Raw genomic sequence first — 25,356 nt, forward strand, 5'->3', positions numbered from 1 at the left:
AACCTCGACCGCAACCCGGATCTTCCCGAATGGTCCTTACCGGTTATTCCCCTCGGCCGGCGAGGTCCCGTAGCCGGCGCGTCTGCGCCTCGCGTTCCGCCCGCTGCTGCTCCGCGTGTGAGCGACCCGCGGCGCCGGCGAGCAACGCCTTGATCTCGATCACGGCGTCCCGGTTGCCGGCCAGCAGCCCGATGGTCAGATCCCGCACCGCGCCGTCCAGCTCGGCCGGCGGTACGACGAGAGTGGCCAGGCCGATCCGGTCCGCCTCGGCGGCGTCCATGCGGCGGCCCGTTGCACATATCTCCAGCGCACGGGAGTAGCCGACGAGCTCGACGAGGCGCTTCGTGCCGGCGAGGTCCGGCACGAGGCCGAGCGTAACCTCGGCCATCGAGAACTTCGCGTCCTGGGCGAGCACCCGCAGGTCACAGGCGAGGGCCAACTGAAAACCAGCTCCGATGGCGTGCCCCTGTACGGCCGCCACGGAGATGATGTCGGGGCGGTGCAGCCAGGTGAACGCGGCTTGGAACTCGGCGATTCGATCCGCGCACTCCTGCTCGGGCAGCGTGGCGAGCTCGGCGAAGGACCCCGGCCCGGAGGCACCGGCCACCGACAGGTCGAGGCCGGCGGAGAACGCACGCCCCTCTCCCCGTACGACCACCACCCGCACGTCGCCGGGCAGCTCGTGGGAGAAGGCGCTCATCGCGCGCCACATCGCCGGTGTCTGCGCGTTGAGCACGTCGGGCCGGCACAACGTCACCGTCGCTACCGGCCCGTCGCTTTCCAGCCGCACTCCGATCGCGTCGGCGGTCACCGGGCGACCCGAGGGACGGCGCTGATGGACGACGTAACGGGCCTGATCACGCCTTCTTGCGGCGCCGGGCACCGCCGCGCTGGCGCAGCTGAACCCCGGACTCGGTGAGCACCCGGTGAATGAACCCGTAGGAACGGCCGGTCGAGGCCGCGAGCGCCCGGATGCTCTCCCCCGAGGTGTACCGCTTTACCAGGTCCTTGGCGAGCGTCTGGCGCTCGGCCCCGACGATCCGGCGACCCTTCTCAGTGCTGGTGGCTGTGCCGGTGGCTGCCATGCTGTGTCCTCACGTCCCAGACTGTGCGGTTCGGATACGGTCCCACCTATTAGACCGCCTCGAACGATCATGCGCCAGATATCAACTATTCGCCAACCGACACGCTATGCGATGTCGGCTTCCCGATAGGTGGCGCCAGAACGGGCCCCACCTGCGCGGATCAGGAAGTGAGTGAGGCCCGCCGGCAATCTCTTGATCGACGGGCGTCCCCGCCGGAGGATGAACTTTCCGCCGGAGGACGGAGGTCCGGCCGGGAGACGAGCCGATCCGCCGGAGGTCAGGCCAGCTCGACGAGTTCGAGCAGGTCGTCGCTCCAGGCGTCCTCGTCGCCGTCGGGGAGCAGGATGGCGCGGTCCGGCTTCAACGCCAGCACCGCGCCCGGGTCGTGGGTGACCAGCACGATCGCCCCGGGATAGCGGGCGATCGCGTCGAGCACCTGCTCGCGGCTGACCGGGTCGAGGTTGTTGGTCGGCTCGTCGAGCAGTAGCACGTTGGCGCCCGAGCAGACCAGGGTGGCCAGAGCCAGCCGGGTCTTCTCGCCGCCGGAGAGCACCCCGGCCGGCTTGTCCACGTCCTCGCCGGAGAAGAGGAAAGCGCCGAGGATCTTGCGCAGGTCGGTGTCGGTCTGCTCGATCGCGGCGGCCCGCATGTTCTCCAGCACCGTCCGGGTCACGTCCAGCGTCTCGTGCTCCTGCGCGTAGTAGCCCAGCCGCAGACCGTGCCCGGCGTGCACCTCGCCGGTGTCCGGGTCGAGCAGGCCGCCGAGCATCCGCAGCAGGGTCGTCTTACCGGCACCGTTGAGCCCGAGGATCGCCACTCGCGAGCCCCGGTCCACCGCGACGTTGACGTCGGTGAAGATCTCCAGCGACCCGTACGACTTGGAGAGCCCGCTCGCCGTCAGCGGCGTCTTGCCGCATGGCGCGGGAGTGGGGAAGCGCACCTTGGCCACCTTGTCGGCGACCCGTACCTCCTCCAGCCCGGCGATCAGCTTCTCCGCCCGGCGGGCCATGTTCTGCGCGGCGACCGTCTTGGTGGCCTTGGCCCGCATCTTGTCCGCCTGCGCCATCAGGGCGCCGGCCTTCTTCTCGGCGTTGGCCCGCTCCCGGCGGCGTCGCCGCTCGTCGGTCTCCCGCGCCTCCAGGTACGCCTTCCAGCCCAGGTTGTAGACGTCGACCACGGAGCGGGTGGCGTCCAGGAACCAGACCTTGTTGACCACCGCCTCCAGCAGCGAGGCGTCGTGGCTGATCACGATGAGCCCGCCCTTGTGGTTGGCGAGGAAGCCGCGCAGCCAGGTGATCGAATCCGCGTCGAGGTGGTTGGTCGGCTCGTCGAGCAGCAGGATGCCGCCACCGTTCTCGCCCGCGTCGCGGAACAGGATCCGGGCCAGCTCGATCCGGCGGCGCTGACCGCCGGAGAGGGTGCCGATGGTCTGGGCGAGCGCCCGCTCGGGTAGGCCGAGGTTGGCGCAGATCCGGGCAGCCTCCGCCTCGGCCGCGTACCCGCCCAGCGAGGCGAACTGGTCCTCCAGGGCGCCGTAACGCCGCACCAGCTTCTCGTCGGCGTTCTCGGCGAGCTTGGCCTCCACCTCGGCCATCTGCGCCATCAGCACGTCCAGGCCACGCGCGGAGAGCACCCGGTCGCGTCCGGTCACCTCCAGGTCACCGGTACGCGGATCCTGAGGCAGGTAGCCGATGGCGCTGCGGCGGTCGATCTGGCCGGCGTACGGCTGCCCCTCCCCCGCCAGCACCTTCAGGGTGGTGGTCTTGCCCGCGCCGTTGCGTCCGACCAGACCGATCCGGTCACCGGGCTGCACGCGCAGCGTGGTGTCGGACAGCAGGATCCGGGCGCCGGCGCGCAACTCCAGGCCGGTGGCAGTGATCATGTCGTGAGGCTCGCTCTCGGGGTCCGGAAGGCTGACTCAGGGCACGCGAAAACGCCGGCGGGCGACGGGCCCGTCGGCGCGGGGCGGTTCAGCCTTCGCAGCGCAGCACCCGACAAGTGTACCGGCCGCTTCCCGACCTTCCCGCCGGATTACCTTTCAAGATCATCGGGTACCGAACCAGACGTCCGGACCCGGTCCGGTACCGCAACCACCCACACGGACAAATCGGCGATCGGGGACAGATGGAGCTGAACGAGAACGCGCAGATAGACACCAGCCAGGTGGACGACCGAAGGGGGTCCGGCGGGGGCGGCCTCGGCGGGATACCCATCCCGATCGGTGGCGGACGGGGCGGGATCGTGGGCCTCGTCATCGCCGTCCTGGTCGCCCTGGTCGGCGGCGGCTTCGGCCTCAACGCCGCCATGGACGGTGGTGACCCGGCGGGCGACAACACCTCCCTGGAGCAGAAGTGCTCAGCGGACGACGCGCTGCGGCAGCTCGACTGCCGCAACACCCTCTACGTCAACTCGATCCAGGCGTACTGGCGTACCGCGCTCCCCAAGGAGTTCGGCGAGCAGTACCAGCCGTCGAGGACCGTCTTCTTCAGCCAGGCCGTCGACACCGCCTGCGGCGCGGCCGACTCCGGCGTCGGCCCCTTCTACTGCCCGGCCGACGACCTCGTCTACATCGACCTCGGCTTCTATCGCGTGCTCGCCGACCAACTGGGTGCCCAGGGCGAGTTCGCCCAACCGTACGTGCTGGCCCACGAGTACGGCCACCACGTGCAGGACCTGATCGGCACCGAGGCGCAGATGCGCCGCCAGCAGCAGCGCGATCCCGGCAACGCCAACGCGCTCTCGGTGAAGCTGGAACTACAGGCCGACTGCTACGCCGGCGCCTGGGCGCGTAACGCCACCGGCACCGCCGACGCCAGCGGCCAGAAGATCTTCGCCGGCATCACCGAGCAGGACATCCAGCAGGCGATCGACACGGCGGAGAAGATCGGCGACGACGCCATCTCCGAGCGGGCGAACCGGCCGGTGAACCCGGAGGAGTTCACCCACGGCTCGTCCGCCCAGCGCAAGGAGTGGTTCAGCCGGGGCTACTCCGCCGGCGACCCGAAGTCCTGCGACACCTTCGGCAACGGCTGACCCCCGCTCGGGGCGGGAGCCAGCCGAAGATCGTGCTCGCACCGCGGTGTGGTGGCCTCACCGGCGGGCGGATGCCACCACATCCTGGATCCAGCACGATCCCGCTGCCCGGCCGGAGCGGTGGGACGCGCCTCAGCGGGGTGCGTCGCGGTCGGGTTCGCGGACGAGCACGTGCACCGCGCGGGCGCCGGTGATCGCGTCGACGAGTACGGCGTGCCGCGGCTCGGGCACGTCCAGCAGCCGGTCGGCGCGCAGCTCCGCCAGCGGAGCGAGCCGCCGATCGGCGAGCACGGTGTCGACCGCCCGCCGGTCACCGCCGCAGACCAACGCGGCAAGCGACGAGACCTGCGGCAACAGCAGTCGCACCGCCAGCTCGGTCGCGTCGCCCAGCGCCGCCTTCGTCTGGTTGTCGCGCCGCCGGGCGAAGCGCTGCTGGGACCAGCCGCCCGCCGCCGTCCGCCCCTGCACGTAGCGGGTGTCCACCTTCGACACGACGAGGTCCGCGCCCTCGGCGATCCCGACCGCGACCCCGCCCTTGCGGGCGAGCAGCAGACCGAGCCGGCGTGGGGCGGTGGCGGCGGCCACGAAACCCGGCACGTCGGCGGCCGGGGAGGCACCGGGTGGGGTATGCAGTTCGGCGGTGGCGCCGTCCGGAGCCGCGAGCAGCAACCCGTACGGCTCGCTGTTGACGCCGGGCCGGCCGTGCCGGCTGGCGAAGCCCTCCACCCAGCGGGCCGTCCGGGCCGGGTCGATCTCGACCCACCGGCCACCCCCGGCAGCGGGTCGACTCGACATGGCTCCGACCGTACGGCACGCAACGACCACTCGCCGCCGCGCCCCACCGCCCGTGTCGATCATGAGGTTGACGACGCCGGACCCGCCCCGGGGCGCAAGGTGGTAGCGGTCAGGTGTGGAGCAGGGTGGCCAGGGCCAGGGCGGCGATGATGGTGCTCGACGCGAGCGCGGTCAGCAGCCGGCCGCGCGGACCCACGAGCGCTCGGCCGACCAGGGTGCCGCCGCCGGCGATCAGCAGCTGCCAACTCGCCGACGCGACGAACGCGCCGAGAACGAAGAGGGCGGCAACCCAGGGATCCGGATCCGCGGCATCGCCGCGACCCAGCACCAGCGCGGCGAAGTAGACCACCGTCGCCGGATTCAGCAGGGTCAACGCGAGCACACCGGCGAACGCCCGCCCCGGGCTGTCCAGACCTCGAACGCCGGCACGCGGACCGTCGTCCGGCCGGGGGCGCAACGCCCGCCACGCCGTGAGGACGGCGATCGCGAGCAGGACGACCGCGGCCACGGCTCGCAGCGGACCGGCGACGGGCGCGACCACCGCTGCCAGGGCGGCGCCGCCGAGCGCCGCGACCGCGGCGTAGAGGCCATCCGCCGTGGCCACGCCGAGGGCCGCGGCGGCGCCGACGCGGAACGAGGTGCGGGCGCTCAGCCCCAGGATCAGCACCGCGATCGCGCCGACCGGAATGGCGACGCCGTATCCGGCGACCAGGCCGGCGAGGAACGCCCCGGTCACGACGAGCCGCGGCGGGTCGAGACGCGACCACACGGCCGCTGCTGTCGGCGGGCGCTGCGGGCCGCGGCGGCAGGAACGGGCGTCATCCGGTACGTCTCGAACACGCCGTCATCCTGGCCCGTCGCTACCCGTTCCCGCGACCGATTTCACCCGGCCCCGATCCGCCAGCCGGCCGAGCCCCAACAGCGCCATCTGCCGACCCTTGGGCGCCGTAACCCTCCGAGCGTGATACCTGAGAGGCATAAATATGCCTCTCAGGTATCACGGTGCGCACAACATGTGTCCTGGCCGCCGCCATCCCCCGGGCAGCACCGTTGGCGGAGACGGCAGCCCAGGCGGAGAGGGGCGCTGGAGACAGGTCGGACGCTGGAGACACGTCGGGCGCGGCACCCGGTGGGTGCCGCGCCCGTCGAGCAGGACCGGTCAGACGTTGAAGCCGAGGGAGCGGAGCTGGTCGCGTCCCTCGTCGGTGATCTTGTCGGGGCCCCACGGCGGCAGCCACACCCAGTTGATCCGGATGTCGTTGACCAACCCGCCGCCCGGGCCGGTGGTCAGCGCCTGCCGCGCCTGGTCCTCGATGACGTCGGTCAGCGGGCAGGCCGCCGACGTGAGCGTCATGTCGAGGGTGACCACGTTCTCGTCGTCGACGTGCATCCCGTACACCAGGCCGAGGTCGACCACGTTGATGCCCAGCTCCGGGTCGACGACGTCCTTCATCGCCTCCTCGATGTCGGCGAGGGCGGCCTTGCCGCCGCCGGTCGCCGGCGTCGCGGCGGTGGTGGTTTCGTCGCTCATGCCTTCACCTCCGGGCTCACGCCCACCCCGGCGCGTGCCGCGGCGTCCTTGAACGCCATCCACGGCAGCAGCGCGCACTTCACCCGAGCGGGGTAGCGGGCCACACCCGCGAACGCCACCCCGTCACCGAGCACATCCTCGTCCGGCGTGACCTGACCACGTCCGGACATCAACTCGACGAACGCCTCGTGCACCTCGAAGGCTTCCCCGGCGCGCCGGCCCCTCAGCAGCTCGTGCAGCACGCTCGCCGACGCCTGGCTGATCGAGCAGCCCATGCCCTCGTACGAGATGTCGGTGAGCACGCTGCCGTCCGTCGCCACCCGCACGGTGACCTCGTCCCCGCAGGTCGGGTTCACGTGGTGCGCTTCCGCGAGGTGCGCTCCGCCGTCGGCGTCGCGCAGCCCGCGGCCGTGCGGGTGCTTGTAGTGATCCAGGATGATCTCCTGGTAGAGCTGGTCGAGCTGCATCAGTCGAACACCTTCCGAACCTGCTCAAGACCCGCCACCAGAGCGTCGATCTCCTCGGTGGTGGTGTAGAGGTAGAACGAGGCCCGCGTCGTGGCCGGCACCCCGAAGCGGGTGCAGACCGGGCGGGCGCAGTGGTGCCCCACCCGCACCTGCACACCCAGCGAGTCGAGCACCTGACCCACGTCGTGGGGGTGCACGTCGCCGAGCGCGAAGGAGATGGTGCCGCCCCGGCCGACCGGCACGGTCGGCCCGAAGATCCGCAGGCCGGGCACCGTGGCGAGGGCGTCGAGCGCGTATGCCGTCAGCTCCTTCTCGTGCCACTGGATGGCCTTCATCCCGATCCCGGAGAGGTAGTCCACCGCGGCGCCGAGCGCCACGGCCTCCGCGATCGGCGGGGTGCCCGCCTCGAACCGGGCCGGCGGCGCGGCGAACGTGGAGCCGGACATCGCCACCGTCTCGATCATCGAGCCGCCACCGAACACCGGCGGCATCGCCGCCAGCAGCTCGGCCCGGCCCCAGAGCACCCCGATGCCGGTCGGACCGCACATCTTGTGACCGGTGAAGACGATGAAGTCGGCGTCGTAGTCGACCACGTCCATCGGCAGGTGCGGCACGGACTGCGAGCAGTCCAGCAGCAGCAGCGCCCCCACCTGACGCACCCGCTCGGTGATCCGCGCGGTGGCGTTCACGGTGCCGAGGATGTTCGACATGTGCACCAGCGAGACGATCTTCGTCCGCTCGGTGATCAGGTCGTCCAGGCCCGACTCGTCGAGCCGCCCCTGGTCGGTGACCGGGAACCAACGCAGGGTCGCGCCGGTGCGCTCACAGAGCAGCTGCCACGGGACGATGTTCGAGTGGTGCTCCATCTCGGAGATGACCACCTCGTCACCGGGCCCGAGGCGGAACCGGGGGTCGGCGTCCGGACGCAGCGAAGCGTTGGAGAACGCGTACGCCACGATGTTGATCGCCTCGGTGGAGTTCTTGGTGAACACCACCTCGTCCGGGCTCGGCGCGTTGATGAACGCGGCGATCTTCGCCCGGGCGCCCTCGTACGCCTCGGTGGCCTCGGTGCCCAGGGTGTGCACCGACCGGGACACGTTCGCATTGTGTCGCGCGTAGTGCTCGGCGAGCACGTCGAGCACCTGACGCGGCTTGTGCGAGGTGTTGGCGCTGTCGAGATAGACCAGCCGGTGCCCGTTGATCTCCCGGTCGAGGATCGGGAAGTCGGCGCGTACCTTCGCTACGTCGTAGCGCGGCACGTCGTCGTACTGCGGCATCCCCGGCGGGATCGCGATCGTGGTCATCTCCGCGTTCCTAACGCTCAGGCCCGGGCCGAACCGGCCCCGGCGACGTACCGCTCGTAGCCCTCGTCCTCGAGCTTGTCGGCCAGCTCCGGGCCACCCTGCTCGACGATCCGGCCGGCCACGAACACGTGCACGAAGTCCGGCTTGATGTAGCGCAGGATCCGCGTGTAGTGGGTGATCAGCAGCAAACCGGTGTCGCCGGTGTCGCGGACCCGGTTGACGCCCTCGCTGACCACGCGCAGCGCGTCCACGTCGAGGCCGGAGTCGGTCTCGTCGAGGATCGCCATCTTCGGCTTGAGCAGCTCCAGCTGCACGATCTCATGCCGCTTCTTCTCACCGCCGGAGAAGCCCTCGTTGACGTTGCGCTGGGCGAACGCCGGGTCCATCTGCAGCCGCTCCATCGCGCCGCGCAGCTCGCCGGCCCAGGTACGCAGCTTCGGCGCCTCGCCGTCGATGGCGGTCTTGGCGGTACGCAGGAAGTTGGCCACCGACACGCCGGGCACCTCGACCGGGTACTGCATGGCGAGGAAGAGGCCTGCGCGGGCCCGCTCGTCGACGGACATGGCCAGCACGTCCTCGCCGTCGAGGGTCACCGAACCGCCGGTGATCTCGTACTTGGGGTGGCCGGCGATCGAGTACGCGAGAGTGGACTTGCCGGAGCCGTTGGGGCCCATGATGGCGTGGGTCTCACCGGAGCGGACGGTCAGATCGACACCGGCCAGGATCGGCTTGAGCTCACCCTCGGGCAGCTTGACCGACACCTTCAGGTCGCGGATCTCCAGGGTGCTCATTATCGGGTCACTCCATTGCTCGGCGTCAGGCTGACGTAGATGTCGCCGTCGCGGACTTCGACGGGGTAGACGGGAACGGGTTCGGTGGCGGGCAGCCCGGTGGGCTCGCCGGTACGCAGGTCGAAGCGGGAGCCGTGCAGCCAGCACTCCAGCGTGCAGCCCTCGACCTCACCCTCGGAGAGAGCCACCGCGGCGTGCGAGCACTCGTCGTGGACGGCGTAGAAATTGTCGTCCTCGCCGTGCACCAGCGCGATCTGCGTGCCGTCGACGTCCGCGCTGATCGCGGCGCCCTTGGGCACGTCCTCGGTGGAGCAGATCCGGATCATCAGGCGCCCGCCTTGGCGAGCCGCTCCTCGATCGCCGCACCGAGCCGCTCGCGCAGCTCCTCGACCGGGATCTTGTTGATCAGCTCGGCGAAGAAGCCGCGCACCACCAGCCGGCGGGCTTCCTCCTCCGGGATACCCCGGGCCATGAGGTAGAACAGCTGCTCGTCGTCGAAACGGCCGGTCGCGCTCGCGTGACCGGCGCCGGCGATCTCGCCGGTCTCGATCTCCAGGTTCGGTACGGAGTCCGCCCGCGCGCCGTCGCTGAGCAGCAGGTTCCGGTTGATCTCGTACGTGTCGGTGCCGGTCGCCTCGGCCTGGATCAGCACGTCACCCACCCAGACGGTGTGCGCGCTCTCCCCCTGCAGGGCGCCCCGGTAGCCGACGTAGCTACGGCAGTCCGGCACCGAGTGGTCGACCAGCTGGCGGTGCTCCAGGTGCTGGCCCGAGTCGGCGAAGTAGACGCCGTACAGCTCGGCCTCGCCGCCCCGGTCGGTGTACTCCACCGAGGTGTACTGCCGGACCAGATCACCGCCGAGCGAGACCTGGACGTGCACCACCTTCGCGTCGCGGCCCAGCTTCACCTTGAGGTGCTGCGCCTGCACCGCGTCGTCGGCCCAGTCGGCGACAGTGACGAGGGTCAGCTTCGCCCCGTCGGCCACCGCCACCTCGACGTTGTCGGCCAGCGTGGCCGAGCCGACGTGCTCCAGCACCAGGGTCACCTCGGCAAACCGGCCCACCTCGACGAAGGTGTGCCCGAAGGCCAGGCCGTCCGCACCGTCCCCGACCACCCGCACGGTCACCGGCGCCGCGACCACGGCCTCCCGCGCGACCTGGATCAGCAGCGCCTCACCGGCACCGCTGTACGCCAGCGCGCTGATCCGGTCGAACGGGGTGAGCACGCTGCCCACCCGCGGGTCGTCCTTCGCGATGCGGCCGAGCGTCACGCCCGCGGGCAGATCGCCGTGCTCGTGCCGGACCGCGCCGGTGGCGGCCTGCGCCTGGCCCACCAAGCCGCGCAGGCGCTTGAGCGGGGTGAACCGCCACTCCTCCTCCATGCCCGTCAGGGCGGGGAAGTCGGCAACGTCGTACGAGCGCAGCGCCTGCGACTTGGTGGTCGGTGGCGCGGAAGCCTGGGTAGTCATCTCTTCCTTGGTCTGTCATGAATCGGAGGGTCGAAGCGGGCTGGACCGGACCCGGCGTACCGGGTCCGGGTCCGGCCATGGCCGGGCGGAGGCGGCGTCAGCCGACCGCGCCCTCCATCTGGAGTTCGATCAGGCGGTTGAGCTCCAGGGCGTACTCCATCGGGAGCTCCTTGGCGATCGGCTCGATGAAGCCGCGCACGATCATCGCCATCGCCTCGTCCTCGGACATTCCCCGGCTCATCAGGTAGAAGAGCTGGTCCTCGCTGACCTTGGAGACGGTCGCCTCGTGCCCCATCGCCACGTCGTCCTCACGGATGTCGACGTACGGGTAGGTGTCCGAGCGGGAGATGGTGTCGACGAGCAGCGCGTCGCACTTGACAGTGCTCTTGCTGTGGTGCGAGCCCTCCATCACCTGGACCAGGCCACGGTAGGAGGTGCGGCCACCACCGCGAGCGATCGACTTGGAGACGATCGTGCTGCTGGTGTGCGGCGCGGCGTGCACCATCTTGGCGCCGGCGTCCTGGTGCTGCCCCTCGCCGGCCATGGCCACCGAGAGCACCTCGCCCTTGGCGTGCTCGCCGAGCATGTAGACCGCCGGGTACTTCATGGTGACCTTGGAACCGATGTTGCCGTCGACCCACTCCATGGTCGCGCCCTCGGCGCAGGTGGCGCGCTTGGTGACCAGGTTGTAGACGTTGTTCGACCAGTTCTGGATGGTCGTGTAGCGGCAGCGGGCGTTCTTCTTGACGACGATCTCGACCACGGCGCTGTGCAGCGAGTCCGAGGAGTAGAGCGGCGCGGTGCAGCCCTCGACGTAGTGCACGTACGCGCCCTCGTCGACGATGATCAGCGTCCGCTCGAACTGGCCCATGTTCTCCGTGTTGATCCGGAAGTAGGCCTGCAGCGGGATCTCCACGTGCACACCCTTCGGCACGTAGATGAACGAGCCACCGGACCAGACCGAGGTGTTCAGCGCGGCGAACTTGTTGTCACCCACCGGGATGACGGTGCCGAAGTACTCCTTGAACAGGTCCTCGTGCTCCCGGAGCGCCGTGTCGGTGTCGAGGAAGATGACGCCCTGCTCCTCGAGGTCCTCACGGATCTTGTGGTAGACGACCTCGGACTCGTACTGCGCCGCGACACCGGCGACCAACCGCTGCTTCTCCGCCTCGGGGATGCCCAGCCGGTCGTAGGTGTTCTTGATGTCCTCGGGCAGGTCCTCCCAGCTGGTGGCCTGCTTCTCCGTCGACCGGACGAAGTACTTGATGTTGTCGAAGTCGATCCCGCTGAGATCGGCGCCCCAGGACGGCATCGGCTTGCGCTCGAACAGCCGCAGGCCCTTCAGGCGCAGGTCGAGCATCCAGGCCGGCTCATTCTTCTTGGCCGAGATGTCCCGCACCACCGCCTCGTTGAGGCCCCGCTGGGCGGCGGCCCCGGCGACGTCCGGGTCGGCCCAGCCGTACTCGTAGCGGCCCAGGGCGGCGAGCTGCTCCTCCTGGGTGAGTGGCTGGACGATCTGCTCGGTCATCTATCTGTCCTCACAGTGGTGACGGGTCTTTCCGGACTGGACACGCCCCGGCTGGGCGGGGATGTGCGTGGTGCACACCCCGTCGCCGTGCGCGATGGTGGCCAGGCGCTGCACGTGGGTGCCGACCAGGCGGGAGATCACCTCGGTCTCGGCCTCGCACAGCTGGGGAAACTCGGCGGCCACGTGTGCCACCGGGCAGTGGTGCTGGCAGAGCTGGCCGCCGGAGGCGATCGTGGATGCGTTCGCAGCGTAACCCTCGGCGGTCAATGCGCCGGCGAGTGCCTCCGCCCGGGCGAGCGGATCGTCGCCGGCGTCCTCCATGGCCGCCCGGCAGCGGGCCTCCAGGGCGGAGACCTGCTCGGCGGCGAACGTCTCCACCGCCTCCGAACCGCCGTTGCGGGCGATCCAGCGCAGCGCGGCGGTGGCCATGTTGTCGTAGTGGTGGGTGCCGCAGCGGACCCGGGCGGCCTCGGTGAGCACGAAGACCTTCGCCGGGCGCCCCCTGCCCCGGTGGCCGTGGATCGTCTGGTCGCGGGCGATGACGTCACCGTCCGCGAGCATCGCGTCAAGGTGCCGGCGGATCGCGGCCGGGCTGAGCCCGAGGGCCGAACCGAGCTGCGCCGCGGTGGCCGCGCCCTGCTCCAGCAGCAGCTGGGTCACCCGGTCACGGGTGGACAGGTCGGCCCCGACGGTGGCGGACGCGCGCTGACCGGCGACCGGGTCGGTCGCCGACCGGTGCCGGGAGACTCCCGCCGCCTTTTTCACAACGCCCACGTTACGTATTTCGTCCGAGGCCCGCAAACCGATCTCCCGGTGATTCCAACCACCGTGTTACCGGACTCGAAGGAAGATCGATCACTACGTTGCGTAGGATTTGCGCCGTGAAGCGATCCGTCCGGTTCCCGGTCCCCGCCGCGCTGCACCGCCTGCTCGATCGGTTCCCGGTCCCGGCGGCACTGCTGCGCCGGCTCGCGCTCGCCTCGATCATCGCGAATGTCGGGATCGTGGTCACCGGTGGGGCGGTGCGGTTGACCGCCTCCGGGCTCGGCTGCCCGACCTGGCCACGATGCACCGACGGGTCGTACGTCCCCACGAACGAGATGGGCGTGCACGGGGTGATCGAGTTCGGCAACCGCACGCTCACGTTCGCAGTGGGCATCATCGCGTTCGCCACCGTGCTGGCGGCGCTGGCGCACCGGCCACGCCGGCGCGGGGTGCTGGCGCTGTCCATCGCGGTCTTCTGCGGCATCCCGGCGCAGGCGGTGGTCGGCGGGATCACCGTGCTGACCAACCTGAACCCGTGGGTGGTCGGCCTGCACTTCCTCGCCTCGATGGCGGTGATCGCCGCCGCGTACGCCCTCTGGCGCCGCACCGCGGACCCGGACGGGCCGGCGGTCGCCGTGGTGCCCGCACCGCTGCGGACGCTGGCCCGGCTCACCACGCTGGTCGGCGTCGCGGTGCTGCTGATCGGCACCTGGGTGACCGGCAGCGGCCCGCACGCCGGCGACCGGGACGCGGTGCGCAACGGACTGGACCCGGAGTCGATCTCCCAGGTGCACGCCGACAGCGTGTTCCTGCTGCTCGGGCTCTCGGTGGCGCTGGTCTTCGCGTTCCGCGCGGTGGGCGCGGCGCGGGCCGAACGCGCCGCGCTGCTGCTGGTCGGGGTCGAACTGGGTCAGGGCCTGATCGGCTTCGTGCAGTACTTCACCCACCTGCCCGGCGTCCTCGTCGGCGCGCACATGTTCGGCTCGTGCCTGGTCCTGTTGGCCGCGCTGCACGTGCAGTGGTCGACCCGGGAACGCCGATCCGTGCCCGCGGTCCCGGCGCCCACCCCGGCCGCCGAACCCGTCACCGCCGCCGTCTGACCCGCCACCGCGCAGCCATCGACCCGGGCCCGTCCCCGCGTCGGAGCCGGGGCCGGGGCCGACGTGGAGGCGCCCTTGGGCGGTATGCCCGCGATCGCGCCTCTTGTGCCATGCCACCACTGCATGATCGCCGAAATGGTGGGCGGGCGGATCAGGTTTCGCTCTCCAGCCGAGTGAGGATCGCGTCGGCGAGCCGATCGGCGGCGCCGGCGCTGTGGCCGAGGAAGAGCGAGGGTTCGGTGAGTTCCAGCTCGACCAGGATCGGCCGGCCGTCCGGGCCGGGAATCAGGTCCACCCGGGCGTAGAGCAGCCGGTCCGACCCGCCCGGCACCGCCGCCAGGGTCTTCGCGGCCACCGCCAGCTGCTCCTCGGTCGCCGTCCGAGCGGTGATCTCCTCCGGCCGGTAGAGCCCGTCGACCCCGAAGTCGGGGCCGGTCAGCATCGGGCCCTTGCGGATGGCGTGGCTGAACGCCAGCCCCTGCCGCCCGGCCAGGAAGAGCAGCGCGGTCTCGCCTGCGGTGTCGACCGCGGTGAGGTACGGCTGGACCATGGTCACCCGTCCGGCGGCCGACAGCCGACGCACGTGCGCCACCGCGAGTTCGCGGTGTTCCGGGTCGGCCAGGTCGTACCGGCCGGTGTCCTGACTGCCCGCACTGACCGCCGGCTTGATCACGTATTCGCCCGAGTCGGCGGGCGGCGTCCAGGACCCGCCCGGGCCGACCCACGCCGTCGGGACCGTCGGGACGCCCGCCGCCGACAGTTCATCGAGGTAGCGCTTGTCGGTGTTCCAGCGCACCACGTCGGCGGGGTTCGCCAGCCGCGGCACGCGCTGCGCCCAGGCCACGAACTCGTCCCGGCGGGGCATGTAGTCCCAGGGTGAGCGGAGCACCGCAAGGTCGTACGCCGCCCAGTCGGCGGCCGGATCGTCCCAGACGACGGGTTCGGCGCGGACGCCCCGGGCGGCCAACGGAGCGAGCACGAGCCGGTCGTCCGGGTCCAGGTCGGCGAGTTCGCCACAGGTTATGAGAGCGACCCGGGGTTTCCCCCGGGCCGGCTGGTGGTGGTTGTTCAACTCGTCCTCAACGGGCCATCGTGCGCCGGGCCATCGACCGCCAGAGGTCGTTGCTCGGCCGCATCTGGTCCATCAGTTCCCGCTCCCAGGCGTTCTCGACGGTGACTCCCGCCTTGGCGCACGCCTCGCGCGCGGTGACCGTGTCGGTCGCCATCTGGTCGCCCCACTCGCCGTCCTCACCGACGAGGACGATGCGTGCACCGCGCTTGCCGACGTACTCGATGACGGCCTTCGCACCGCCGTGTCCGGCGGCGAACGACTTGATCCCCGCGACCAGGCCGTTCGGGGCCTGATCGCTGTGCTCAGCCGTCAGCGTCGTATCGGAACCATCTGCCATGACGCGAAGCCTATGCAGGTTGCCACTGATACGGACGAGATCAGTGAACCTTTTGTGATGCCTGTTACCTGGACGTTTAAGGAAGACCACAGGAGTTTTGCCCGGGTTTTTCAGCACTTTTCCCGGCATAGCGCTTCGACAAACCGCACGCGATCCGGCGCAGGTTGAGCCGATCCGACTCATGCCGACAGAGGGCACGATGTGCTGCTAAACCCGGACAACTAATCCATGATGATGATTTTTGTGGGAGCTTCCCCACGGTTCGCCGCGCAGCCGGCCTCGCGGGTTGTCAGAGCAGCGCGTCCAGCGCGACCGCGGCGAAGACGATGGTCAGGTACGTCGTCGACCAGTGGAACAGCCGCATCGGCTTGACCGCCTGGCCGCTCGCCGCCCGACGGGCCAGCTTGTGCGCCTCGACCACGAGCACGCCGCCGACCACCAGCGTCGGCACGCCGTAGACGAAGCTCATACCCAGCGGCCAGACCGCCAGCGACGTCAGCACGGTCAACCAGGTGAAGATCAGGATCTCGGCGTTCACCCGGCGGGTGGAGGCCACCACCGGCAACATCGGGATCCCCGCGCGGGCGTAGTCGTCCTTGTACTTCATCGCCAGCGGGTAGAAGTGCGGCATCTGCCAGAAGAAGACCACCGCGAACAGACCCCAGGCGGCCGGCGAGAGCGAGCCGGTGACCGCGGCCCAGCCGATCAGCACCGGGGCCGCGCCGCAGGCACCACCCCAGAAGGTGTTCGCCGCCGTCGTGCGCTTCAGCCAGAGCGTGTAGATCAAGTCGTAGTAGACGATCGCGGCCAGGGTGAGCCCCGCGGCCAGCAGGTTGGTGAACACGGCCATCAGCGCAACCGAGATCACCGCGAGCGTGAGGCCGAAGATGAGGGCGCTACGCGGCGAGACGGTGTGCGCGGGCAGCGGGCGGCGCTTCGTCCGCCGCATCAACTGGTCGATGTCCCGGTCGATGTAGCAGTTGATCACGCTGGCCGCGCCGGCCGCGAGCGAGCCACCGACCAGCACCACGGCGACGAGCCAGAGCGACGGCAGCCCGTCGGCGGCGAGCATCATCGCCGGCACCGTGGTCACCAGGAGCAGTTCCACGATCCGCGGCTTGGTCAGCGTCACGTACGCCCGAAAGACCGCCCGGACGTCCCGCCGTGGCGCGACCGAGCCCTCCGCCACCGTCCGCACGGGCGGCTGCCCGGCGGAGTTGCTGACGGGGCGCTCGGTGATCATGCTCACGGATTGCCACCTTCCGGCGTCGGCACGGGAGATTCGGGTCGGCCGGACCCAGATCGGGCCCCACACCGCCCACACACTACGCGCTGTCGTTTTGGCTGCCCGGCCGACCCGGCAACGGTGCGGGCCGTCACACGTTCCGGCCTACCGCCGAATCCTCCGGAAGGAGTACCAAGGACCATGCAGTGATCCCCGGGCGGACGTTTAGGACGACTCGATAGGGTCACCAATGAGGGTTCCGCCCATCTGCCGAGGAGCACAACCAACGTGGCTGCCAACCAATCCGAGACCGAACTCAACTGGTCTGACCTCGACCGCCGGGCCGTCGACACCGTACGCGTGCTCGCCATGGACGCCGTGGAGAAATCCGGTAACGGCCACCCCGGCACCGCGATGAGCCTCGCGCCCGCGGCGTACCTTCTCTTCAACCGCGTGATGCGGCACAACCCCGCCAACCCCGCCTGGCCCGGCCGGGACCGGTTCGTGCTCTCCGCGGGCCACTCGAGCCTGACGCTCTACATCCAGCTCTTCCTCTCGGGCTACCCGCTGAACCTCGAGGACCTGAAGTCGTTGCGCCAGTGGGGCTCGCTCACCCCGGGTCACCCGGAGCACGGGCACACCCCCGGTGTCGAGACCACCACCGGGCCGCTCGGCCAGGGCCTGGGCAACGCGGTCGGCATGGCGATGGCCGCCCGCCGCGAGCGTGGCCTGTTCGACCCCGACACCGCGGCGGGCACCTCCGCCTTCGACCACCACATCTGGTGCATCGCCTCCGACGGTGACATCGAGGAGGGCATCAGCCACGAGGTCAGCGCCCTCGCCGGCCACCAGCAGCTGGGCAACCTCGTCGTCATCTACGACGACAACGAGATCTCCATCGAGGACGACACCCGGATCGCCAAGAGCGAGGACGTGGCGGCCCGCTACGAGGCGTACGGCTGGCACGTGCAGACCGTCGACTGGCGCCGCGGCGACGCCGACCAGGGCGACTACCACGAGGACGTGGAGGCGCTCTACCGGGCGCTGCTGGCCGCCAAGGCGGAGACCGGCCGCCCCTCGATCATCGCGCTGCGAACCATCATCGGCTGGCCCGCGCCGAACAAGCAGAACACCGGCAAGATCCACGGCTCGGCGCTCGGCGCGGACGAGGTGGCCGCCACCAAGAAGATCCTCGGGTTCGACCCGGCGCAGACCTTCGCCGTCGACGAGCAGGTGCTCGCGCACGCCCGCGAGGTGCTGACCCGCGGCGAGCAGGCCCAGCAGCAGTGGGACACCACGTTCGGGAGCTGGGCGAAGGCCAACCCGGAGCGCAAGGCGCTCTACGACCGGCTGGCCGGACGGGTCCTGCCGGCGGGCTGGACGGACGCGCTGCCGGAGTTCCCGGCCGACGCCAAGGGCATCGCCACCCGGGCCGCCTCGTCCAAGGTGCTCGACGCGCTCGCCCCGGTCCTGCCCGAGCTCTGGGGCGGCTCGGCCGACCTGGCCGAGAGCAACAACACCACCATGAAGGGCGAGCCGTCGTTCATCCCGGCCTCGCACGCCACCAAGGCGTTCCCCGGCAACGAGTACGGTCGCACGCTGCACTTCGGCATCCGTGAGCACGCCATGGGCGCCATCCTCAACGGCATCACCCTGCACGGCGGCACCCGGCCCTACGGCGGCACGTTCCTGGTGTTCAGCGACTACATGCGGCCCTCGGTGCGGCTCGCCGCGCTGATGAAGCTCCCGGTGATCTACGTCTGGACGCACGACTCGATCGGCCTGGGCGAGGACGGCCCGACCCACCAGCCGGTGGAGCACCTGTCCGCGCTGCGGGCCATCCCCGGCCTGGACGTCGTCCGCCCCGCGGACGCCAACGAGACCGCGTGGGCGTGGCGGACGGCCCTTGAGCACACCGACCGGCCGACCGCGCTCGCGCTGAGCCGGCAGGCGCTGCCGACGCTGGACCGCAGCACGCTGGGCGGCGCCGAGGGCGTGGCCCGGGGGGGGTACGTGCTGGCCGAGGCGTCCAACGCCCAGCCGCAGGTGATCATCGTCGGCACCGGCTCCGAGGTGCAGCTCTGCCTCGCCGCCCGGGAGCGGCTGGAGGCCGACGGGACCCCCACCCGCGTCGTCTCGATGCCCTGCCAGGAGTGGTTCGCCGAGCAGGACGAGGCCTACCGGGAGTCGGTCCTGCCCCGCGGGGTAAAGGCACGGGTGAGCGTGGAGGCAGGCATCGCGATGTCCTGGCGGCACATCGTCGGCGACTGCGGCGAGAGCGTGAGCATTGAGCACTACGGTGCCAGCGCGCCGCACACGGTGCTCTTCGAGCAGTTCGGGTTCACTCCCGACCGGATCGTGGCCGCCGCGCGGGCGGCGCTGACTCGGGTGGGCGACATCACCGGTTACACGACCGGTAACTGAAGGGGAGCGTGGACGAAATGACTGACAGACTGGGCGAGCTCAGCTCCGCCGGCGTGGCGATCTGGCTCGACGATCTCTCCCGGACTCGGCTTACCTCCGGCGGGCTGGAGAAGCTGCGCCAGGAGAAGCACGTGGCCGGGGTGACCACGAACCCGACGATCTTCGCGAAGGCGTTGAGTGACGCCAACGAGTACAACTGGCAGCTGCGGGACCTCGCCGTACGGGGTGTGGAGGTCGAAGAGGCCGTCCGCATGCTCACCACGTACGACGTACGGTGGGCCTGCGACGTGATGCGCCCCTCGTACGACAAGAGCGGCGGCATCGACGGCCGGGTCTCCATCGAGGTCGACCCCCGGCTGGCGCACGAGACCGAGAAGACCGTCGCCGAGGCGAAGGCCCTCTGGTGGCTGGTCGACCGGCCGAACCTCTTCATCAAGATCCCGGCCACCGAGGCGGGCCTGCCGGCGATCACCGCGACGCTGGCCGAGGGGATCAGCGTCAACGTCACGCTGATCTTCGGCCTGGACCGCTACTCGCAGGTCATGGAGGCGTTCCTCGCCGGCCTCGAGCAGGCGAAGGCGAACGGGCACGACCTGTCCAACATCGGTTCGGTCGCCTCGTTCTTCGTCTCCCGGGTCGACACCGAGGTGGACAAGCGGCTGGAGAAGATCGGCTCGGACGAGGCGAAGGCGCTGCGAGGCAAGGCGGCCATCGCCAACGCCCAGCTGGCGTACGAGCGCTACAGCGAGGTCTTCTCCTCCAAGCGGTGGCAGGCGCTCGCCGACGCCGGGGCGCAGCCGCAGCGGCCGCTGTGGGCCTCCACCTCGACCAAGAACCCCGACTTCCGGGACGTCATCTACGTCGAGCAGCTGATCGCGCCCGGCACGGTCAACACGATGCCGGAGTCGGTCATCAAGGCGTACGCCGACCACGGCGAGACCCAGGCCGACACCATCACCGGCGGGTACGACGCGGCCCGCAAGGCCTTCTCCGATCTGGAGGCGGCCGGCGTGGACATGACCGACGTGATCGCGGTGCTGGAGCGCGAGGGCGTGGAGAAGTTCGAGGCGAGCTGGCTGGAGCTGCTCGACGGCGTACGCAAGTCGCTGGAGTCGGCGGCCCAGGGTGTGGGCACCCCGGGCCGGGTCGCGCAGGGCAACGCCAAGGCGGCCGCGCAGGCGGGAGGCAACGCGTGAGCGACCTGTTCGCAACCCCGGCCGAGTCGGCCGCGGGACTCACCGTGCACGGGGCGGAGGCGGTCGACAAGGCCGCCCCGGCCTCGGCCCGCGACGCGCTGGTCAACGCCGGTGTCCCGGCAAAGCTGGCCGCCAAGGACCCGACCCTGTGGGGCCCGGACGCCGAGGCCGAGGCGAAGATCCGCCTCGGTTGGGTGGACACCCACCGGCGCAGCCGGGAGCTGCTCCCCCAGCTCGCCGAGCTGAAGGCGGAGCTGGCCGACCTCGACCACGTGGTGCTCGCCGGCATGGGCGGCTCGTCACTGGCCCCCGAGGTGATCACCCGTACGCTCGGCCGGCCGTTGACCGTGCTGGACACCACCGACCCGGGCCAGGTACGCGCGGCCCTCGGTGACCGGCTCGAGCGCACCGTCGTCGTGGTGGCCAGCAAGTCCGGCTCGACCGTGGAGACCGACAGCCACCGCCGGGCGTACCTGCAGGCGTTCCTGGACGCCGGGATGACCGAGGCGGAGGCCGGACGGCACTTCGTCATCGTCACCGACCCGGGTTCGCCGCTCGAGGAGACCGCCGCCGCGATGGGCGCGTTCACCGTGCTCGCCGACCCGAACGTGGGTGGCCGCTACTCGGCGCTCACCGCGTTCGGGCTGGTCCCGTCGGCGCTGGCCGGCGTGGAGGTGTCCGAGCTGCTCGACCAGGCCGACGCCCTGGCCGCCACGCTCGCCGCCGACAAGGACAACCCGGCCCTGGCGCTGGGCGCCGCGCTCGGCGCCGCCGCCACCGACGGCCGCGACAAGGTCGCCCTGGTCTCCGACGGCACCGGCATCGACGGGCTCGGCGACTGGGCCGAGCAGCTGATCGCCGAGTCCACCGGCAAGGCCGGAGTCGGCATCCTCCCGGTGGTGGTCGAGTCGCCGCAGAGCGCCGGCGCCAAGGGCGCGGACGTGCTGTCCGTGAGCTACGGCGGGGCGCTGGCCGCGGGCGAGGTGCCCGGCGGCGGGGGCGACCCGGACGTGGCGATCAACGGCCCGCTCGGCGCGCAGTTCCTGGCCTGGGAGTACGCCACCGCGGTGGCCGGCGTGGTGCTCGGGATCGACCCGTTCAACCAGCCGAACGTCACCGAGTCCAAGGAGAACACCAACAAGATCCTGGCCTCGGGGCTGCCGGCGGAGACGCCGTCGTTCACCGAGGGCGCGATCGAGGTGTACGCCCCGGCCGGCGCTCCGGGCGACCTGGCCGGCGTGCTGCGCTGGTTCCTCGACGGACTCGGCGACGAGGGGTACCTCGCGGTGATGGCGTACCTCGACCGGTTCGCCGACGCCGACGCGGCGCGACTGCGCCCGCTGCTGGCCGAGGCGGCCGGGCGACCCGTCACGTTCGGCTGGGGTCCCCGCTTCCTGCACTCGACCGGCCAGTACCACAAGGGCGGCCCGCAGGTCGGCAGCTACCTCCAGCTGACCGGCGCGGTGACCGAGGACCTGCCGGTGCCCGGTAAGCCGTACACCTTCGGTGAGCTGCAGGCGGCCCAGGCCGGCGGCGACCGGCAGGCGCTCGCCGGACGGAACCGGCCGGTGCTCCGGCTGCACCTGACCGACCGGTCCGCCGGCGTGGCCCAGCTGCTCGATGCGGCCAGTGGGCTGCGGGCGTGAGGATGGACGACGTGGAACAGTCGGAGCGGAGAAGCGGCGTCAACCCGCTGCGCGACCCGCAGGACCGCCGGCTGCCGCGGATTCCCGAGCCGTGCGCGCTGGTGATCTTCGGGGTCACCGGCGACCTGGCTCGGAAGAAGCTGCTGCCGGCGGTCTACGACCTCGCCAACCGGGGGCTGCTGCCCCCGGGTTTCGTGGTGCTCGGGTTCGCCCGCCGCGACTGGGGTGACGGCGACTTCGAGACCCTCGCCTGCGAGGCGGCCCGCAAGCACGCGCGGACGCCCTGGCGGGACGAGGTCTGGGCGCGGCTCGCCGGCAACATCAAGTTCGTGGGCGGGTCGTTCGACGACGACGAGGCCTTCGACCAGCTGGCCGCCACTCTCGACGAGCTTCGGGAGACCCACGGCATCCCGGGCAACGCGGCCTTCTACTTCAGCATCCCCCCGGCGGCCTTCCCGGTGGTCCTCAAGCAGCTCGCCCGCACCGGCATGGCGGACAACGCCAAGTCGGGCGGGTGGCGCCGGGTCGTGGTCGAGAAGCCGTTCGGGCACGACCTGCCCTCGGCGAAGGCGCTCAACGACCTGGTGGACGACGTCTTCACCAGCAAGGACGTCTTCCGGATCGACCACTACCTGGGCAAGGAGACCGTCCAGAACATCCTCGCCCTGCGGTTCGCCAACAACCTGTTCGAGCCGCTGTGGAACTCCAAGTACGTCGACTCGGTGCAGATCACGATGGCTGAGGACGTCGGCATCGGCACCCGCGCCGGCTTCTACGACTCGGCCGGCGCGGCCCGCGACGTGTTCCAGAACCACCTCCTCCAGCTGCTCGCGCTGGTGGCGATGGAGGAGCCGACGAGCTTCGACCCGGACGAGATCCGCACCGAGAAGCTGAAGGTGCTCAAGGCGATCACCCTGCCGAAGGACGTCAGCCAGGGCACCGTCCGCGGCCAGTACCTGCCCGGCTGGGTCGGCGGCGAGCGGGCCGTCGGCTACCTCGACGAGGAGGGCGTCCCCGAGGACTCCACCACCGAGACGTACGTGGCGGTCCGGCTGGGCATCCAGAACCGGCGCTGGGCGGAGGTGCCGTTCTACATCAGGGCCGGCAAGCGCCTGCCCCGGCGGGTCACCGAGGTCGCCATCATGTTCAAGAAGGCGCCGCACCTACCGTTCAACCGGACCGACGTGGAGTCGCTCGGCAACAACCAGCTCGTCATCCGGGTCCAGCCGGACGAGGGCGTGGTGCTGAAGTTCGGTTCCAAGGTGCCCGGCACCGCCATGGAGGTCCGCGACATCGCGATGGACTTCCAGTACGGCGAAGCGTTCACCGAGTCCAGCCCGGAGGCGTACGAGCGGCTCGTGCTGGACGTCCTCATCGGCGACCGGACGCTCTTCCCGGACGCGGCCGAGGTCGAGCAGAGCTGGCAGGTCGTCGACCCGCTGGAGCGGGCCTGGCAGGGCACCAAGCCGGAGCCGTACCGGGCCGGCGAGTGGGGCCCCCGGGCCGCCGACGAGATGCTGGCCGACGAGGGCCGCGCCTGGCGGCGGGCGTGATCGGCGTGAGCGAACGAACGATTCGGCACAGCGGAGGCGCGCTCGCGCCGCTGCGGAGCGGCGCGAGCGCGCGAAGCGGGAGGCTTCAGTGATCGGCCTGTGGGACACCACCGGCAACGAGGTGGTCAAGGCGCTCGCCGCAGAACGGCGCAGCGCGGGCGGCGTGGCCAGCGGGATGGCGCTCACGCTCATCGTCGTGGTGGACGAGAAGCGGGTGCGCGAGGCGGAGGCGGCGGCCACCATCGCCGCCGCCGCCCACCCCTGCCGCCTGCTGGTGGTGGTCCGCTCCGAGATCGAGCGCGACCGCAACCGGCTGGACGCGGAGATCGTCGTGGGCGGCCGGCTCGGCCCCTGCGAGGCCGTGGTCATGCGGACGTACGGCCGGCTGGCGCTGCACGCCGAGTCGGTGGTCATGCCGCTGCTCGTGCCGGACGTGCCGGTGGTCACCTGGTGGCACGGCGAGCCGCCGGAGGAGATCGCCACCGACTTCCTCGGCGTGGTGGCCGACCGCCGGATCACCGACACGGCACAGGCCAGGGACCCGATCGCGGCGCTGCGCCAGCGGGCCCACGACTACGCGCCGGGCGACACCGACCTGGCCTGGACCCGGATCACCCCGTGGCGCACGCTGGTCGCGGGCGCCTTCGACACCACCGAGGCGAGGGTCAGCGAGGCCCGGCTGGTGGCGCCGCGGCAGGACCCGACCGCGGCGCTGATGTGCGGCTGGCTGAGCAGCCGGCTCGGCATCAGCCCGCGCTGGGAGCACACCGACGAGTTTCCCCGGATGCGGGAGGTGCAGCTGAGCTGCACCAACGGCGACCAGCTCATCCTCACCCGGGAGGACAGCGTCGCCACGTTCCGGCGTACCGGTCAGGACGACCGGCAGCTTCCGCTGGTCCGCCGCCCGCTCGGCGACGAACTGGCCGAGGAGCTGCGCCGGCTCGACGCCGACCAGGTCTACGCGGAGGCGCTGGGCGCCATCTCGGGCGTCACCGGGCTGGAGCAGCGCCCGGCCACGCGGGTCCACGTGTGGAAGGACCCCGCCACGGCCGAGCGGGCGGAGGCGGGAGTCACCGCGCACACCGCCACCAGCCAGCGATGACGGTGGCCGTACCCGCCCGAGCAACGACGTACCGACCGCCGGACGGTCGATTCGAACAGGAAAAGGCACAAGATGAGTGAGGCGAGTGTCGCCGTCCACGCCGACGCCGGATTGCTGGCGCAGGCGGTGGCGGCACGCTTCGTGGTGAAGCTGCTCGACGCGCAGGCCGAACGGGGTCAGGCATCCGTGGTGCTGACCGGCGGCCGGATCGCGGCGGCCGTCTACCGGGCCGTGGCGACCCTGCCGGCGCGGGACGCGGTCGACTGGTCGCGGGTCGACGTCTGGTGGGGTGACGAGCGGTTCCTGCCTGCGGGCGACCCGGAGCGCAACGAGACCCAGGCCCGGGCGGCGCTGCTCGACGCGGTGCCGCTGGACCCGGCCCGGGTGCACCCGATGCCGGCGTCGGACGGTCCGGCCGGGCCGGATCCGGAGGAGGCCGCCGCCCGGTACGCCGCCGAGCTGGCCGCGGCTGCGCGGCCCGGTACCGCCGAGCTGCCCCACTTCGACGTGCTGATGCTCGGCGTCGGCGAGGACGGGCACGTCGCCTCGGTCTTCCCCGAACACCCGGTGCACTACGAGAGCCGGCCGGTCAGCGCGGTCCGGGGCAGCCCGAAGCCACCGCCGGTGCGCACCACGCTCACCCTCCCGACGATCAACACCGCCGAGGAGGTCTGGCTGGTGGCCAGTGGCGCCGACAAGGCGCGGGCCGTGGGCATGGCCCTGGCGGGCGCCGGGCCGGTGCAGCTGCCCGCGGCCGGCGTACACGGCGTCAGCCGTACCCTCTGGCTGCTGGACCGGCCCGCGGCGGCCGACGTTCCCGCGCGCCTACGCAGCCTGCGCTGACCCACCCCCCCCGCAGCGCCTCGTTCACGGAAAGAGTGGCCATTCCGCCGAGAATGGCCACTCTTTCCGTGTTTAAAAGTTTGCGCGCGGC

General features: G+C 71.1%; 23 protein-coding genes and 1 pseudogene. 8 read left to right on the forward strand and 16 right to left on the reverse strand.

The window, feature by feature from the left end; all coding sequences use genetic code 11:
- Positions 1 to 43: 43 nt before the first annotated feature.
- The 3 genes from BXA10_RS03915 to BXA10_RS03925 all read right to left on the reverse strand — a co-directional run bounded on the left by BXA10_RS03915 (position 44) and on the right by BXA10_RS03925 (position 2,967).
- Positions 44 to 811 carry an enoyl-CoA hydratase/isomerase family protein gene (locus BXA10_RS03915; RefSeq protein ID WP_076467621.1) on the reverse strand — a complete coding sequence of 256 codons (768 nt, stop codon included), beginning with the start codon at positions 809 to 811 and terminating at the stop codon, positions 44 to 46.
- Between the two features lie 46 nt (positions 812 to 857).
- Complete coding sequence (locus BXA10_RS03920; protein ID WP_007462679.1) at positions 858 to 1,085, reverse strand: helix-turn-helix domain-containing protein; 228 nt, start codon at positions 1,083 to 1,085, stop codon at positions 858 to 860.
- 277 nt (positions 1,086 to 1,362) lie between these two features.
- A complete protein-coding gene (locus BXA10_RS03925; RefSeq protein WP_076467623.1) occupies positions 1,363 to 2,967 on the reverse strand; it encodes an ABC-F family ATP-binding cassette domain-containing protein in 1,605 nt (534 codons plus the stop codon).
- Positions 2,968 to 3,209: 242 nt separating this feature from the next.
- Here BXA10_RS03925 and ypfJ point away from each other — a divergent pair, with 242 nt between their 5' ends.
- On the forward strand, positions 3,210 to 4,118 hold the full coding sequence (gene ypfJ, locus BXA10_RS03930; protein WP_076467625.1) for a KPN_02809 family neutral zinc metallopeptidase: 909 nt from the start codon (positions 3,210 to 3,212) through the stop codon (positions 4,116 to 4,118).
- Between the two features lie 132 nt (positions 4,119 to 4,250).
- Here the strand turns inward: ypfJ and BXA10_RS03935 are convergent, their stop codons facing one another.
- The 10 genes and pseudogenes from BXA10_RS03935 to BXA10_RS03980 form a co-directional block, all read right to left on the reverse strand.
- Positions 4,251 to 4,913, reverse strand: a complete 663-nt coding sequence (locus BXA10_RS03935) for an acVLRF1 family peptidyl-tRNA hydrolase (protein ID WP_076467626.1) — start codon at positions 4,911 to 4,913, stop codon at positions 4,251 to 4,253.
- A gap of 109 nt (positions 4,914 to 5,022) precedes the next feature.
- The gene (locus BXA10_RS03940) at positions 5,023 to 5,649 is read right to left on the reverse strand and encodes a LysE family transporter (protein ID WP_076468248.1); all 627 of its coding nucleotides are present in this window, start codon (positions 5,647 to 5,649) and stop codon (positions 5,023 to 5,025) included.
- Between the two features lie 423 nt (positions 5,650 to 6,072).
- Positions 6,073 to 6,444, reverse strand: coding sequence for a metal-sulfur cluster assembly factor (locus BXA10_RS03945; RefSeq protein WP_076467628.1), 372 nt, complete (start codon positions 6,442 to 6,444; stop codon positions 6,073 to 6,075).
- Positions 6,441 to 6,911 carry a Fe-S cluster assembly sulfur transfer protein SufU gene (sufU, locus tag BXA10_RS03950; RefSeq protein ID WP_076467630.1) on the reverse strand — a complete coding sequence of 157 codons (471 nt, stop codon included), beginning with the start codon at positions 6,909 to 6,911 and terminating at the stop codon, positions 6,441 to 6,443. Before sufU ends, BXA10_RS03945 begins: the two co-directional genes overlap by 4 nt.
- Entirely contained in the window at positions 6,911 to 8,215 is a 1,305-nt protein-coding gene (locus tag BXA10_RS03955; protein WP_076467632.1) for a cysteine desulfurase, read from the reverse strand. The genes sufU and BXA10_RS03955 overlap by 1 nt, the downstream gene beginning before the upstream one ends.
- Positions 8,216 to 8,232: 17 nt before the next feature.
- Positions 8,233 to 9,006 (reverse strand): Fe-S cluster assembly ATPase SufC, encoded by a 774-nt coding sequence (sufC, locus tag BXA10_RS03960; RefSeq protein ID WP_076467634.1) that lies wholly within the window; start codon positions 9,004 to 9,006, stop codon positions 8,233 to 8,235.
- The gene (locus BXA10_RS03965) at positions 9,006 to 9,332 is read right to left on the reverse strand and encodes a non-heme iron oxygenase ferredoxin subunit (protein WP_076467636.1); all 327 of its coding nucleotides are present in this window, start codon (positions 9,330 to 9,332) and stop codon (positions 9,006 to 9,008) included. The genes sufC and BXA10_RS03965 overlap by 1 nt, the downstream gene beginning before the upstream one ends.
- Positions 9,332 to 10,474 carry a Fe-S cluster assembly protein SufD gene (sufD, locus tag BXA10_RS03970; RefSeq protein WP_076467638.1) on the reverse strand — a complete coding sequence of 381 codons (1,143 nt, stop codon included), beginning with the start codon at positions 10,472 to 10,474 and terminating at the stop codon, positions 9,332 to 9,334. The genes BXA10_RS03965 and sufD overlap by 1 nt, the downstream gene beginning before the upstream one ends.
- A gap of 97 nt (positions 10,475 to 10,571) precedes the next feature.
- Positions 10,572 to 12,002, reverse strand: a complete 1,431-nt coding sequence (gene sufB / locus BXA10_RS03975; RefSeq protein WP_076467640.1) for a Fe-S cluster assembly protein SufB — start codon at positions 12,000 to 12,002, stop codon at positions 10,572 to 10,574.
- Positions 11,999 to 12,767 (reverse strand): annotated as a pseudogene (locus tag BXA10_RS03980) (helix-turn-helix transcriptional regulator). The gene sufB and the pseudogene BXA10_RS03980 overlap by 4 nt, the downstream one beginning before the upstream one ends.
- 152 nt (positions 12,768 to 12,919) lie before the next feature.
- Here BXA10_RS03980 and BXA10_RS03985 point away from each other — a divergent pair.
- Entirely contained in the window at positions 12,920 to 13,867 is a 948-nt protein-coding gene (locus tag BXA10_RS03985) for a COX15/CtaA family protein (RefSeq protein ID WP_076468250.1), read from the forward strand.
- Between the two features lie 151 nt (positions 13,868 to 14,018).
- Here BXA10_RS03985 and BXA10_RS03990 read toward each other — a convergent pair whose 3' ends face one another.
- The 3 genes from BXA10_RS03990 to BXA10_RS04000 all read right to left on the reverse strand — a co-directional run bounded on the left by BXA10_RS03990 (position 14,019) and on the right by BXA10_RS04000 (position 16,525).
- On the reverse strand, positions 14,019 to 14,939 hold the full coding sequence (locus BXA10_RS03990) for an ATP-grasp domain-containing protein (protein ID WP_076467642.1): 921 nt from the start codon (positions 14,937 to 14,939) through the stop codon (positions 14,019 to 14,021).
- Between the two features lie 7 nt (positions 14,940 to 14,946).
- Positions 14,947 to 15,276 carry a hypothetical protein gene (locus BXA10_RS03995; protein ID WP_076467644.1) on the reverse strand — a complete coding sequence of 110 codons (330 nt, stop codon included), beginning with the start codon at positions 15,274 to 15,276 and terminating at the stop codon, positions 14,947 to 14,949.
- Positions 15,277 to 15,565: 289 nt separating this feature from the next.
- Positions 15,566 to 16,525 carry a heme o synthase gene (locus tag BXA10_RS04000; RefSeq protein WP_076468252.1) on the reverse strand — a complete coding sequence of 320 codons (960 nt, stop codon included), beginning with the start codon at positions 16,523 to 16,525 and terminating at the stop codon, positions 15,566 to 15,568.
- A 243-nt stretch (positions 16,526 to 16,768) separates the two neighbouring features.
- Here BXA10_RS04000 and tkt point away from each other — a divergent pair, with 243 nt between their 5' ends.
- The 6 genes from tkt to pgl all read left to right on the forward strand — a co-directional run bounded on the left by tkt (position 16,769) and on the right by pgl (position 25,265).
- On the forward strand, positions 16,769 to 18,925 hold the full coding sequence (tkt, locus tag BXA10_RS04005) for a transketolase (protein ID WP_425436034.1): 2,157 nt from the start codon (positions 16,769 to 16,771) through the stop codon (positions 18,923 to 18,925).
- A gap of 17 nt (positions 18,926 to 18,942) precedes the next feature.
- Complete coding sequence (gene tal, locus BXA10_RS04010) at positions 18,943 to 20,121, forward strand: transaldolase (RefSeq protein ID WP_076467648.1); 1,179 nt, start codon at positions 18,943 to 18,945, stop codon at positions 20,119 to 20,121.
- Positions 20,118 to 21,767, forward strand: coding sequence for a glucose-6-phosphate isomerase (locus BXA10_RS04015; RefSeq protein WP_076467650.1), 1,650 nt, complete (start codon positions 20,118 to 20,120; stop codon positions 21,765 to 21,767). The genes tal and BXA10_RS04015 overlap by 4 nt, the downstream gene beginning before the upstream one ends.
- 2 nt (positions 21,768 to 21,769) lie before the next feature.
- Positions 21,770 to 23,320 (forward strand): glucose-6-phosphate dehydrogenase, encoded by a 1,551-nt coding sequence (gene zwf, locus BXA10_RS04020; protein WP_076467652.1) that lies wholly within the window; start codon positions 21,770 to 21,772, stop codon positions 23,318 to 23,320.
- An 88-nt stretch (positions 23,321 to 23,408) separates the two neighbouring features.
- Complete coding sequence (locus tag BXA10_RS04025) at positions 23,409 to 24,422, forward strand: glucose-6-phosphate dehydrogenase assembly protein OpcA (protein ID WP_076467653.1); 1,014 nt, start codon at positions 23,409 to 23,411, stop codon at positions 24,420 to 24,422.
- A gap of 72 nt (positions 24,423 to 24,494) precedes the next feature.
- Positions 24,495 to 25,265, forward strand: coding sequence for a 6-phosphogluconolactonase (pgl, locus tag BXA10_RS04030; RefSeq protein ID WP_076467655.1), 771 nt, complete (start codon positions 24,495 to 24,497; stop codon positions 25,263 to 25,265).
- Positions 25,266 to 25,356: the final 91 nt, after the last annotated feature.

The organism is Micromonospora avicenniae (assembly GCF_900156065.1).
GTDB lineage: Bacteria > Actinomycetota > Actinomycetes > Mycobacteriales > Micromonosporaceae > Micromonospora > Micromonospora avicenniae.

Excerpts from the sequence above, each read along its gene's own strand:
- BXA10_RS03965 (WP_076467636.1), bottom strand. The coding sequence starts at position 9,332 with ATGATCCGGATCTGCTCCACCGAGGACGTGCCCAAGGGCGCCGCGATC.
- tal (WP_076467648.1), top strand. The coding sequence starts at position 18,943 with ATGACTGACAGACTGGGCGAGCTCAGCTCCGCCGGCGTGGCGATCTGG.
- sufD (WP_076467638.1), bottom strand. The coding sequence starts at position 10,474 with ATGACTACCCAGGCTTCCGCGCCACCGACCACCAAGTCGCAGGCGCTG.
- BXA10_RS03925 (WP_076467623.1), bottom strand. The coding sequence starts at position 2,967 with ATGATCACTGCCACCGGCCTGGAGTTGCGCGCCGGCGCCCGGATCCTG.
- sufU (WP_076467630.1), bottom strand. The coding sequence starts at position 6,911 with ATGCAGCTCGACCAGCTCTACCAGGAGATCATCCTGGATCACTACAAG.
- BXA10_RS03955 (WP_076467632.1), bottom strand. The coding sequence starts at position 8,215 with ATGACCACGATCGCGATCCCGCCGGGGATGCCGCAGTACGACGACGTG.
- ypfJ (WP_076467625.1), top strand. The coding sequence starts at position 3,210 with ATGGAGCTGAACGAGAACGCGCAGATAGACACCAGCCAGGTGGACGAC.
- sufC (WP_076467634.1), bottom strand. The coding sequence starts at position 9,006 with ATGAGCACCCTGGAGATCCGCGACCTGAAGGTGTCGGTCAAGCTGCCC.
- pgl (WP_076467655.1), top strand. The coding sequence starts at position 24,495 with ATGAGTGAGGCGAGTGTCGCCGTCCACGCCGACGCCGGATTGCTGGCG.
- BXA10_RS03995 (WP_076467644.1), bottom strand. The coding sequence starts at position 15,276 with ATGGCAGATGGTTCCGATACGACGCTGACGGCTGAGCACAGCGATCAG.
- BXA10_RS03920 (WP_007462679.1), bottom strand. The coding sequence starts at position 1,085 with ATGGCAGCCACCGGCACAGCCACCAGCACTGAGAAGGGTCGCCGGATC.
- BXA10_RS03935 (WP_076467626.1), bottom strand. The coding sequence starts at position 4,913 with ATGTCGAGTCGACCCGCTGCCGGGGGTGGCCGGTGGGTCGAGATCGAC.
- sufB (WP_076467640.1), bottom strand. The coding sequence starts at position 12,002 with ATGACCGAGCAGATCGTCCAGCCACTCACCCAGGAGGAGCAGCTCGCC.
- zwf (WP_076467652.1), top strand. The coding sequence starts at position 21,770 with ATGGACGACGTGGAACAGTCGGAGCGGAGAAGCGGCGTCAACCCGCTG.
- BXA10_RS03945 (WP_076467628.1), bottom strand. The coding sequence starts at position 6,444 with ATGAGCGACGAAACCACCACCGCCGCGACGCCGGCGACCGGCGGCGGC.